Here is a 10,157-nt window from a genome sequence, read left to right as displayed (position 1 = left end):
ACCTGGCCCGCCGCACCGACGGCGCCGCGGGCCAGGTCGGCGCCAGCGGCGGCGAGCGCGGCGCCGGCCAGTGGCCGGCCGGTGAGCGGGTCCACCGGCGAACCGTTGGGGCCGTTGGTCCCCCGGCCGTAGCCGTACGGGTTGCCGTAGCCCGGCCGCGGCTGCCCACCAGCCCCGTTCACCGGGGAGCCCTGCGTGGCCGGCACCGTGGAACGGAAGGGCACGGCCCCGCCCACGGCCGAGCTCCCGGCCCCGATGGCCGCGCCCAGCAACCCGCCGGGACGGAACATCGCACCGGGCCGGGCGGAGGCCGCGCCGGCCGCCTGCACGACTCCTCCCGCGCCCACCCCCGAGGCGGGCGCGAGCTGACCGGTGCCGCCGGCGAGGGAGCCCCCGACGGTGCCGCCGCCGACCACGGCGGTGCCGCCGGCCGCGATCGCCCGCTCCGCGGCGATGCGGCGCGACGTCGCGGCCGGCCGGCCGGACAGCTGGACGCTCGCGGTGTCCGTGGTCGCGGCGACCGTGTCGTGGGTCGCCGCGTACCCGCTGACGAGGTCACGGACGATCCGGGCTGCCTGCTGCTGCGAGGTTCCCATCGGGGCTCCTCCTCGGTCGGGTCCGGGGGACGGGGGGCGACGGGACCGGTCAGGAACCGCCGGGCGAGACGTCGACGGTCACCGGGCCACCGGCCGCATGCACCCGGACCACGCCCCAGTCGCCGGACAGGCTCGTCGTGGTGGTCTCGTCGTCGTCCGGTGGCAGCGCCGCGATGAGGGACTGCGCCTTCGCGAGCACCTCGGAGTTGGCGTAGATGAGGTCGCGCAGCTCCTGCGACGTCCTCGCCAGCAGACGGGACGCCGCGATGATGTCGACGACCATCGTGCGGTACTGGTCGAACGCGACGCCCCGCCAGCTGCCGCTGAGCGCGGTGAGCGCGCTCTCCAACGAGTCGGCCCGGTCGTCGAGCGTCCTGCCGACCCGGTCCCACTCGTGCCCCACGGAGGCGACCTTCGCAGGGCTGCCGCGCATGACGACGTGCACGAGCGCGCCGTGGCTCCAGCTCTCGTACGGGGTCAGGTGCCACTCGCCCTTGTGGTCGCCGTCGTGACGGTGATGCTCGCGCATCAGACGTACCCTCCCGCGTCGACCCTGGACTGCAGCCGGGTGAAGTCGTCGGCGATGTGACGGTCGTGGTCGGCATACTGCTCAGCCACCCAGATCGTCACGTCGCCCGCGAACGCGACCGTGTCCCGGACCTCCTGGACCAGCTCGTCCATGTCGTCGAGGGCGTCCAGGTGCCGCTGCATCAGCCAGTGCGCCTCGACGAAGTCGCCGAGGGCCGAGAGGTCGTCGCTCCCGGCGCGCAGCCCGTCGAGGTCGCCACCCAGCCGGATCAGGGCCCCCAGCTCACGCTGCAGCTCCCCGGCGAACCCGAGCAGCGAGTCCAGATGGATCTGGTAGGACCGGTCAGAGTGGCTCACGGCACCTCCTACGGTGACTTCTCAGGCGAACATCGACGAGCGACTGGCTTCGCCGCGCTGCTGGGTCTCCATCGCCGTCTGGGTCCGGGCGCCGAAGTCCTTGGCGTAGAGCGACAGACCGTCGATGAGGTTCTGCAGGTCGTGGTCCGCCTTGTCCCAGGACGCCGCGGCCTGGGAGCCCGAGGCGACCCACAGGTCGCGCAGCGGCTTGACGTCGCCGCGCAGCTGGTCGAGGTGGGCCTGGAGCGTGCGGCTCAGGGCGTCGAGGTCCCCTGCCGCCTGGGCGAGCTTGGCGAAGTCGACTTGGACGACTTCGGTTCCCATGGCCATGTCGGTACGGTCCTTTCGTCGATTCGGGTCGGAGGGTCGTCAGATGCCGAGACCGGTGCCGCCGGCGTAGCCGGAGGGGTCGTGGTTGGCCAGGTTGGCCAGCGCCTCGGCGACGTCGGCGTCACCGCCGCCGTAGCTCCTGCCGGCCTCCGTGATGAGCTGCTCCATGGTCGTCAGGTCCCTGCCGAGGCGGGCGCCGAAGTCCTGCGCGGTGGCCTGCACCTTGTCGAAGGCGACCTTCTGCTGGCCCTGGTAGCTGCCGTTGAGCGCGGCGAGCTGTCCCTCGATGGTGCTCATGGCCGAGCGCATGTTCGCCGCGGCCGAGTTCACGCCGTTGATGGCTCCAGTGAGCGTCTGCTCACTGATGTGGAAGCCGGGGTTGGACATGGTCCAGAACTCCTTCCCGAACGGCGCGCTCTCTGCGTGCCGTGACACGTCGGCCGCGGACCCGCCGGATCCTCGACAGGTCGGGTGCGGTCCGGGACCGCACCCGAGCGGACGGTTGGAATCTAGCCACCGGCCGGGCAGGGGCTGTACGGCACAGTTGCCGGACCGGCACCGGCAAACCTCACCGGGTCCGCACCGCAAAACTGCCGTCAGGACAGTGGTTCGCGACGGGTTCGACGTGTCGGCGGATCAGCCGGTCGAAGGCGCCGACCAGCCCACCTGCACCAGCCGGGTGCCGTGACGGCGGCTGACGAGCAGGCCCCGGCCGGGAGGCTGGGGCGAGGGCTTGACGGTGCCGAGGAGCACCCCCTCGTCCTTGCTGCCGGACATCACCAGGCCGGGCGAACCGAGCTCGCGCAGGCGCTGCAGCACCGGTTCGTAGAGCGCACGCCCTGCCCCGCCGCTGCGCCGGGTCAGCAGCAGGTGCAGGCCGATGTCCTTGGCCTGGGGGAGGAACTCCACGAGGCCGGCCAGCGGGTTGCGGGCCGAGCCGGAGACCAGGTCGTAGTCGTCGACGACGACGTACAGCTCCGGACCGGTCCACCAGCTGCGGGTGCGCAGCTGGTCCGGGGTCACGTCCGGCCCGGGGATCCGGCCGCGCAGGGTCACCGCGGCCTTGGCCATCAGGTCGGACAGCACGGGCTCGGAACCTGCGTACCCGATCAGGTGGCTCTCCGGCACCTCGCCGAGCAGCGAACGGCGGTAGTCGACGACCAGCAGCCTGGCGCGGTCCGGGGTCTGGCCGGCGACGATGCCACGCAGCAGGCTTCTCAGCAGTGCGCTCTTGCCCGACTCGGCGTCGGCGAACGCGAGGAAGTGCGGGTCCTCGGCGAGGTCCAGGTCGATCGTGGCGAGCGTCGCCTCGTCGAGGCCGAGCGGCACCCGCAGCTCGCCCGGCCGCGGCTCGGGCCGCAGTGGTGGCAGGTCCTCGACCGTCACCAGCCGGGGCAGCAGACGCACCGGGGGCGCGGGGGCCCCCGTCCAGGCGGCGGCCACGGCGTCGGCGAAGGCGGCCACTGCTCCGGTGAGGTCGCCGGTGGTGCCGCCGCCGTCGACGCGCGGCAGGGCACCGAGGAAGTGCAGCTTCTCCCGGGTGAGGCCGCGCCCGGGCACTCCCTCCGGCACGTTGGCGGCCGTCCGCCGGTCGATCTCCGAGTCGCCCGGGTCGCCGAGGCGCAGCTCGAAACGCGTGCCGATGAGGTCCCGCAGGGCCGGTCTCACCTCCATCCACCGGTTGACCGCCAGCACCACGTGGATGCCGTAGCCGAGGCCGCGGGCGGCGAGCGCGGTGACCGCGTCCTCCAGCGCCTCGTACTCCTGGCGCAGCACCATCCAGCCGTCGACGACGAGGAAGACGTCACCGAACGGTCGCTCCTCGCGCAGGCCCTGGGCGCGCCGGTTGCGGAAGGTGGCCATCGAGTCGATCCGCTGCTCGGCGAACAGCCGCTCGCGGCTGTCCAGCAGCGTGGTCATCTCGGCCACCAGGCGCGAGACCATCTCCGCCTCGCGACGCCCGGCCACCCCGCCGACGTGCGGCAGCCCCTCCAGCCCGGCGAGCGTGCCGCCGCCGAAGTCGAGACAGTAGAACTGCACCTCGGCCGGGGTGTGCGACAGCGCCATCGCCCCGACGAGGCTGCGCAGCAGCGTGCTCTTGCCGCTCTGCGGCGAGCCGACGACGACCATGTGCCCGGCGGCGCCGGCGAGCTGCGCCCACAGCAGGTCGCGCCGCTGCTCGAACGGCCTGTCGACGATGCCGATGGGCACGGTGAGCTGGCCGTTACCGGGCCAGCCGACGGGGTGCAGGCCGCGTTCGGGGGTGACCGCCAGCGGTGGCAGGATCGTGTCGAGGGAGGCCGGCTCCGCCAACGGCGGCAGCCAGACCTGGTGCGGCGGACGTCCCTTGCCGACCATCTGCCGGACCAGGACGTCGAGCACCGTGTCCTCGTCGGGCGGCGCCGGTCGGGTGAGCTCGGACCCCGCGTCCGCCGCCGCGACCGGCCCGGGGCCGGCCACGACCGGCCCCGCCGGACCGAGCGAGAACGGCACCACGGGACGCCCGCGCCGGGGCGCGGGGGCCGGCGAGCCGGCGGCGCGAGGCACACCGCCGGAGACGTAGCCGGCCTTGAACCGGGTCAGGCCCGTGGTGTCGTACTTGAGGTAGGCCACGCCCGGCACCGGCGGCAGCTCGGCGGCGTCCGGCACGCCGAGCACCGCTCGGCTCTCCGCGGCGGAGAACGTCCGCAGGCCGACCCGGTAGCTGAGGTGACTGTCGAGCCCGCGCAGCCGGCCCTCCTCCAGGCGCTGCGAGGCCAGGAGCAGGTGCACGGCGAGGCTGCGCCCCAGTCGTCCGATCATCACGAACAGCTCGATGAACTCTGGCTTGCTCGTCAGCAGCTCGCTGAACTCGTCGATGATCACCATGAGCGTCGGCAGCGGCTCGAGCTCGCGACCGGCCTCACGGGCCCGTTCGTAGTCGCGGACCGAGGCGATGTTGCCCGCGTCGCGCAGCACCTCCTGGCGGCGCACCAGCTCGCCGTGCAGGGCGTCCTGCATGCGGTCGACGAGGGTGAGGTCGTCGGCCAGGTTGGTGATGACCGCAGCGGTGTGCGGCAGCTCGTTGAGCCCGGCGAAGGTCGCGCCACCCTTGAAGTCGACGAGCACGAAGTTCAGCGTCTCGGAGGAGTGGGTCAGGGCCAGACCGCAGACCAGGGTGCGCAGCAGCTCGCTCTTGCCCGAGCCGGTGGCGCCGATCACCAGGCCGTGCGGTCCCATGCCCTCCTCGGCCGACTCCTTGAAGTCCATCTCGACGCGCTCGCCGGACTGCCCGACCCCGATCGGGATGCGCAGCCGGTCGCGCGGCGACCGCGGCTTCCACAGCTCGTCGAGGTCGATGGTGCGGACGTCGCCGATCGCGAGCAGCTCGGTGAGCCCGAAGGCGGTGGGGCCTGCGCCGTTCGCCTGCGAACCCGGCGTGTACAGCGAGGACATCAGCCGGGCGAGGGTCTCGGCCTCCTCGCCGCCCATCCGCCCGGGGCGGCCGACGAGCCGGACCCCGGCGCGGGTGTGGATGCCCAGGTGGTCGTCCTCGACCACCAGGCGCAACGCGCTGCTCTCCGCCGGGCGTGCCGGGTCCTGCTCGGGATCGAGGAGGACCACCGTGACGCCCTGCACCCCGCCCTCCGAGGCCAGCCGGGCGGCCGGGCTCCACGATCCCCCGTCCACGACCACCACGAGATGCGCGGCGTCGAAGCCGTCGACGCTCGGGCCGAGGTGACGGGGGCGGGCGGCCAGCTCGTCGTCGAGCATCTCCTCGAGGCGCACCAGGCTGTCGGCGACCATCCTGACCGGGCCGGCCGCGTCCCACCTCTTCGGCAACCCGGCGTGCGGCAACCACTTGGCCCAGTCCCAGTCCGGAGCGGCGACGTCCGAGACGCACAGCGCGACCCGCAGATCGTCGGGCGAATGGAACGTGACCAGCGAGGAGACCATCGCGCGGGCCAGGTCGAGCCCGTCGGCGCGCGACGCGGACACCCGCACCCGGGGGTACGAGCGCAGCGACAGCACCACGGGCAGGTCCGGCACGGTGGCGTGGGCCCGGATGAACGAGCGCAGGGCCGTCGACGAGACCGGGTCGAGCTCGTCCACCGGCGCGGTCTGCGGCACCTTGAGCGGAGCCGACAGCCGCTGCGGTCCCGAGCCGACGTAGACCTGGGCGAAGTCGGGGTCGGGACGCCGCCGCTCCCACAGCCGCGAGCTGACCGCGATCGCCCACAGGCCTCCCGGCTCGGGGTTGCGGAACAGCTGGGCCGAGCGCTGGGCCGCCGCGACCTTGCCGACCTGCTTGCGAACCGTGGCGAGATAGCGCTGGTAGTCGCGGCGCTCGTCGTTGATCGCGGCCTTCTTGGCCATGCCGCCGCGTCCGAGCGACATCACGACGGTGCCGATCATCACGGCACCGAACAGCAGCGCGAAGACCGTGGTGGTGCCGCCGCCGGCCCCGCCGTTGGCCGACCCCCGACCCATGTAGATGAACGACATCGCCCCCATGCCGAGCAGCATCGGGAGCATGAAGAGCAGCTGGGTCGCACCCTGGTTGCCCCCGCTGCGCGGCAGGGTCGGCGGGGGTTGCAGGGTCATCTCCGTGGTCGGCGGCTCGGGCACCCGGGCCCGCGGCGGTCGACGGAAGGAGATCGGCACCGGGGCAGCGTAGGTCTGGGCCGGACCGGGCCCCGACGGTAATTCCGCCGACATCGCACCGGCGCGGGCGCGGCGATACTGCGACCCATGCCGGAGACGCTCAGCCCTCCCCGCAGGGTCACGGTGGTCGCACCGAACGCCCGGATGGACGTCGCGCTGCCCGCCGACGCGACCGTCTCCGAGCTGGTCCCCCAGCTCGCCCACCTGCTCGGGATGCCCGCCGACGACCCTGGCGCGACCTCCGGCGGATGGCTGCTGAGCAGACTGGGCCGCGAGCCGTTCGACATCGCGCGCACGGTGGCAGCGCTGGGCCTGGCCGACGGCGAGCTGCTGTACCTGCTGCCTCGCAACCAGCGGATGCCGCCGGCCGTCTTCGACGACATCATCGACGCCTTCGCCGGCAAGACCGGCGACCTGCCGGGCGGTTGGTCGCCGGCCGCGACCCGGCGCTCCGGACTGGCGACCGCGCTGGTGCTGGTGGTCGCGGCCGCCGTGCTGCTGGTGGTGACGGCACCGCCGTGGTCGGTGCTGGTCACCCCCGCCGCGGTGCTCTGCCTGGCACTGGTCACCGGCGCCACCGTGCTCTCACGGGTGGTCGGCGACTCCCGGGCCGGTGTCGGCGCCGGCGCCGGGGCGCTGGTGCACGCGGCGGTGGCCGGCGCAGCGGCGTTCGGCGGGGACGCCCCGGGGCCGACCCGCCTGCCAGGGCTGAGCCTGCTGGGCGCTGTGGTCTGCGTGGGTGTCGTGGCAGTCGTCCTGGCCCTCGCGGTGGCCGACGGCGTCGCCGCGTTCGTGGCCACCGCCGTCACCTCCGCGGTGCTGGCCGTCGCCACCACCGCGACCCTGGCCACGGCCGCGCACGCGTCGACGTCGGCGGCCGTCCTCGGTGCCGTGCTGGTGCTGCTGTGGCCGACCCTGCCCGGCGCCGCGCTGCGGCTTGCGCGGGTGCGCATCCCCTCGGTGCCGAGCGACCTCGAGGAGTTCCGGACCCAGACGCCGCTCACGCCCGAGGAGCAGATCGAGCGTCAGGCTGCGCTGGCGGCCGGGCACCTCACCGGCCTGCTGACCGGTGTCACCGCCCTGGTCCTCGGCAGCGCGGCGGTGCTCGCCGGCACCGGCGGGGCCTGGCGGGTCGCGCTGGCCGCATGTCTGTCGGGAGGGCTCGTGCTGCGGGCCCGGGCACCCATGCGCAGTCGCAGCCAGCGGCTGGTGCTGCTCGCCGGCGGGAGCGCCGCGGCGGTCGCGGTGGGCCTGCACCTGACGCTCGGCATCCCGCCCGGGGCCCAGGTCAGAGCGGCCGCGGCGATGGTCGTGGCGGCCGGCCTGATGACGACGTTCGCGCTGCTCGCGCCGGGCCGCAAGCCGTCACCGTACTGGGGCAGGTTCTACGACGCGGTCGACTTCCTCGTGCTGGCGGCGGTCTTCCCGCTCGCGGCTCAGGTGACCGGGCTCTTCGCGCGGGCACGAGGGTTCGGCGGCTGAGCCAGCGCGCCCAGCACCGCCTGCAGCCCGTCCGCCGTCAGGTCGAGCACCACCGGCAGGAAGGCCTGCCGGGTCATGACCGCCAGCACGCCGTTCTCCAGCCCGGCCAGCTCGTCGGCGTACCCGTGATCGAGGCCGAGGCCGTCGCGCACCAGTGTGCGGGAGGCGCTCTCGGTGAGCCGTTGCGACAGCACGACGTGCGCGCCGCGGGCGGTGGCCACCACGCCAGGGGTGACGCCGTTCACCAGCGTCAGCGTGGTGCGCCACGGCCCCGGGGCGGGGCGGATCGGCGACACCGAGGCGCCGGAGTCCTGGAGCATGAGCAGAGGCTCGGCGAACGTGCCCGACTCCGGCAGCGGCGCGTCCGTCGGCCGCAGCTCGAGGTCCGCGTCGGTCACCCCCAGTGCGTCGGCCACCGCCTGCCACGACGCGCGACGGCTGGTGAGGACGCAGACCCGGGCGCCGGCTCCGAGCACCAGCGCCACCAGCACGGCGGCCGCCCGGAGATCGCCCACCAGCAGCACGGACCCGACCCGCTCGCGGAACAGATGCAGGCGCACGTCCTGGCCGCCCCGGTCGTGGCCCAGCAGCACGCCGTCAGGCGCGAGGTGCAACGAGGCCGCCTCCACACCGCCGCGGCGTGAGGTGAACACCCCCGCGCCCGAGGCCTGCCCCTGTCCGAGAGCCGTGCGGCTCATCGGACGCCGCCGACGGGCAGCGTGGCGAGAAGGGCGGGCAGGTGCTCGCCGTCGAGCCGCTCCACCCGGCCGCCGGCCGCCGCCGCGGCCCGGCGGACGGCGGCGTCGGTGCTGGCCCGTTCGCCCTCGCGGACGGCGACCCGCACCGTCGCGGAGACCCCGGGCACACCCAACCGAGTGGGGCAGAGGCTGAGCGAGGAGACGACAGCCAGGGCCGGCACCACGGCGAACGCGTCGAGGAGGGAGAGCGGGTCGGCCCCGGCGGCCCAGCGCGTCACCCGGTAGCCGACGTGCACCGCGTCGGCCACCTGCCACCCGGTCCAGGCCTCGGCCGCCTCCGGCTGCTCCGGGTGTCCCCCGGGCGCCGGCCGGGCCGGCGGCGCCAGCGTCGCCATGCAGGTGCGCAGCGCGAGCCTGGCCTGCTCGACGTCCAGCACCGAGACCTCGAGCCCGGCCCCGGCGAGGCGGGCCGCCATCCGTCCGGCGGCAGCGGCGAGGGCCCGCCGGGCGCCCTCCGTGCCACCGCCCCGGGGCAGGGCGGCCTCACGGCTGAAGGCCGGGTCGAGGGTGAGCGCCAGATAGGTGCGCCGGCGGGCCGGCACGCACGTGGTGGGGGCGGCACTCGGTGCAGCGGGGGCGGTCGGTGCAGCAGGGGCGGTCGGCGCGGCAGGAGCGGTCGGCGCGGCAGGAGCGATCGGTGCGGCAGGAGCGATCGGTGCAGCGGGAGCGGTCGCTGCGGAGGCCCTCGCCACTGCCGCAACTGCCGGTGCCGGTGACGGTGGAACTACCGCCCCCGGGGCGGCGGACCCGGCACCCGCGCTGCCCGTCGGCGCCCGGACCGGAACGCTGACGGTGATCACCTGGACCGTCCGCAGGCGCACGCCGCGCTCGTCCAGACCCGCCACCAGCGGGCCGAGCGGCACGTCCACGCCCACCGGGCCGACGCCGACGGTCGCCTCCACGGGGGCCGCCGCCAGCACAGCCGTCCAGGCCTGTCCGTCGAAGACGAGGCCGTGACGGCGGGCGGCCCGGTCGACGAACCCGTGCACCTGCACCCCGGGCAGCACGGCTGTCACGTCAGCGGCCGGCAGGCCCGCCACGGCCACCTGCGCCGCCGCCCGGGCGTACCGGCGGCGGCGCACGAGCCATCGCGCTCGCAGCACCAGCCGGTCCGTCCACCAGCGGCCGTCACGACGGCCGACCACGAGGACGGCGCAGCCCACGGCGACCGCCCCGGCCCCCACCCGCAGGGCGGTGGCCGGGGCGTGACCCGGTGGCCCTGCTGCCACCAGTCCCCCCGTCACGGCGACCTGGAGGCCGATCACCTGGGCCAGGCCGACGCCGAGGAGCCGCCGGGCGCCGTCCAGGCGCGTCAGCCGCAGCGCCGGGCCCGGGCCTGCGGAGCCGCCCCCCGAGGCGTCCGGCGGGGCGCCTGCGTTGACATCGAGCGACATGGCGCCGGATGCTCCCGGCTCCCGGGACCGGCTGCAAGGACGTCCCGGGCGCCCCGCCCCGCCCCGCC

General features: G+C 75.0%; 8 protein-coding genes and 1 pseudogene. 1 reads left to right on the top strand and 8 read right to left on the bottom strand.

The window, feature by feature from the left end:
- The 6 genes and pseudogenes from EDJALFJO_RS10050 to eccCa all read right to left on the bottom strand — a co-directional run.
- Positions 1-596 (bottom strand): annotated as a pseudogene (locus EDJALFJO_RS10050) (hypothetical protein); the annotation flags it as partial.
- Between the two features lie 49 nt (positions 597-645).
- Positions 646-1,125, bottom strand: coding sequence for a WXG100 family type VII secretion target (locus tag EDJALFJO_RS10045; RefSeq protein ID WP_088284747.1), 480 nt, complete (start codon positions 1,123-1,125; stop codon positions 646-648).
- The gene (locus EDJALFJO_RS10040) at positions 1,125-1,481 is read right to left on the bottom strand and encodes a hypothetical protein (protein ID WP_088284745.1); all 357 of its coding nucleotides are present in this window, start codon (positions 1,479-1,481) and stop codon (positions 1,125-1,127) included. Before EDJALFJO_RS10040 ends, EDJALFJO_RS10045 begins: the two co-directional genes overlap by 1 nt.
- A 21-nt stretch (positions 1,482-1,502) precedes the next feature.
- Positions 1,503-1,805: a WXG100 family type VII secretion target gene (locus EDJALFJO_RS10035; protein WP_088284743.1), complete on the bottom strand. Its 303-nt coding sequence runs from the start codon at positions 1,803-1,805 to the stop codon at positions 1,503-1,505.
- A 45-nt stretch (positions 1,806-1,850) separates the two neighbouring features.
- Positions 1,851-2,198 carry a WXG100 family type VII secretion target gene (locus EDJALFJO_RS10030; protein ID WP_143448432.1) on the bottom strand — a complete coding sequence of 116 codons (348 nt, stop codon included), beginning with the start codon at positions 2,196-2,198 and terminating at the stop codon, positions 1,851-1,853.
- A gap of 249 nt (positions 2,199-2,447) precedes the next feature.
- Positions 2,448-6,395, bottom strand: coding sequence for a type VII secretion protein EccCa (gene eccCa / locus EDJALFJO_RS10025; RefSeq protein WP_369812509.1), 3,948 nt, complete (start codon positions 6,393-6,395; stop codon positions 2,448-2,450).
- Positions 6,396-6,542: 147 nt separating this feature from the next.
- Here eccCa and eccD point away from each other — a divergent pair, with 147 nt between their 5' ends.
- Complete coding sequence (gene eccD / locus EDJALFJO_RS10020) at positions 6,543-7,937, top strand: type VII secretion integral membrane protein EccD (RefSeq protein ID WP_088284737.1); 1,395 nt, start codon at positions 6,543-6,545, stop codon at positions 7,935-7,937.
- On the opposite strand, the gene EDJALFJO_RS10015 is transcribed toward eccD, so the two are convergent.
- Both EDJALFJO_RS10015 and EDJALFJO_RS10010 read right to left on the bottom strand, forming a co-directional pair.
- On the bottom strand, positions 7,892-8,635 hold the full coding sequence (locus EDJALFJO_RS10015; RefSeq protein ID WP_143448431.1) for a hypothetical protein: 744 nt from the start codon (positions 8,633-8,635) through the stop codon (positions 7,892-7,894). The genes eccD and EDJALFJO_RS10015 overlap by 46 nt on opposite strands.
- Entirely contained in the window at positions 8,632-10,089 is a 1,458-nt protein-coding gene (locus tag EDJALFJO_RS10010; RefSeq protein ID WP_088284733.1) for a type VII secretion protein EccE, read from the bottom strand. Before EDJALFJO_RS10010 ends, EDJALFJO_RS10015 begins: the two co-directional genes overlap by 4 nt.
- Positions 10,090-10,157: the final 68 nt, after the last annotated feature.

It is taken from the genome of Kineosporia sp. A_224 (assembly GCF_002198655.1).
GTDB lineage: Bacteria > Actinomycetota > Actinomycetes > Actinomycetales > Kineosporiaceae > R-H-3.
Note: the sequence above shows the minus strand (reverse complement) of the source record. Positions and strands in the feature narration are given on the sequence as shown.

Bases quoted from the DNA above. Each gene is read 5' to 3' on its own strand.
- EDJALFJO_RS10010 (WP_088284733.1), bottom strand. From the start codon at position 10,089: ATGTCGCTCGATGTCAACGCAGGCGCCCCGCCGGACGCCTCGGGGGGC.
- EDJALFJO_RS10045 (WP_088284747.1), bottom strand. From the start codon at position 1,125: ATGCGCGAGCATCACCGTCACGACGGCGACCACAAGGGCGAGTGGCAC.
- eccCa (WP_369812509.1), bottom strand. From the start codon at position 6,395: ATGACCCTGCAACCCCCGCCGACCCTGCCGCGCAGCGGGGGCAACCAG.
- eccD (WP_088284737.1), top strand. From the start codon at position 6,543: ATGCCGGAGACGCTCAGCCCTCCCCGCAGGGTCACGGTGGTCGCACCG.
- EDJALFJO_RS10035 (WP_088284743.1), bottom strand. From the start codon at position 1,805: ATGGGAACCGAAGTCGTCCAAGTCGACTTCGCCAAGCTCGCCCAGGCG.
- EDJALFJO_RS10015 (WP_143448431.1), bottom strand. From the start codon at position 8,635: ATGAGCCGCACGGCTCTCGGACAGGGGCAGGCCTCGGGCGCGGGGGTG.
- EDJALFJO_RS10030 (WP_143448432.1), bottom strand. From the start codon at position 2,198: ATGTCCAACCCCGGCTTCCACATCAGTGAGCAGACGCTCACTGGAGCC.